This is a genomic window from Nonomuraea sp. MG754425, assembly GCF_021699195.1.
GTDB lineage: Bacteria > Actinomycetota > Actinomycetes > Streptosporangiales > Streptosporangiaceae > Nonomuraea.
In genome coordinates this window covers 1-767 of record NZ_SSXE01000459.1, presented here as the reverse complement: position 1 = coordinate 767, position 767 = coordinate 1, and the positions used below count along the sequence as shown (strand labels likewise).

The window sequence follows — 767 nt, the reverse complement described above, 5'->3', positions numbered from 1 at the left end:
GGACCGGGCTCCCCCGCACGGGGGATCCCGGTCCCCCACCAGAGCTGCGCCCCCGGCGAACACGGGCTCCGCACCCTCCGCCGCCGCGCTAGCCTGCCGAACATGGATGAACTCGAACTCGCGTACGAAGAACTCGCCTACGAAGAAGCCGGGCCGCCGGAGCCGGTGGGCACCGTCGTGCTGGTGCATGCGGGCGTGGCCGACATGCGCATGTGGGCGCACCAGTTCGCCGCCCTGTCCGAGCGCCACCGCGTGATCCGCTACGACCTGCGTGGCCACGGCCGCTCCGGCGACGCCGTCGGCGAGGTCTGCCACCACGAAGACCTGCTCGCGCTCATGGACGCCCTGAAAATCGACCGGGCGGCGCTGGTCGGCTGCTCGATGGGCGGCGCGTACGCGGTCGAGGTCGCGCTCGCCGCGCCGGAGCGGGTGGCCGCGCTCGTCCTGATCAGCTCCGGCCTGGCCGGTCACCAGTGGCCGCGCGAGATGCTGGAGCAGGCCGCCGAGCGCGTGCACTCCTCGGTGCCGCCCGACCGGCTGGCCCGCTACCGCGCGGGCACGGCCGACCGGGTGGATCCGGCCGACGTGCGGGCGATGGCCGAGGCGCACACGGCCTGGCAGGTCGCGGGGCCCGATCGGACCCGCGACGCGCTCCCGGCACCGGTGTGGGAGGCGGCAGTGGAGATGTGCCGGCTGGTGTTCGAGCGCGACTGGAGCGGTCCGCCCGCCACCGAGCGTCTCCTCACCCCGCCCGCCGCCAGCAGGCC

1 protein-coding gene is annotated in these 767 nt (G+C 75.2%); it reads left to right on the top strand.

The annotated features are described in order from the left end of the window. Positions 1-102 precede the first annotated feature (102 nt). On the top strand, positions 103-767 hold a 665-nt coding region (locus FAF44_RS53475; protein ID WP_237111162.1), incomplete at its 3' end, for an alpha/beta fold hydrolase.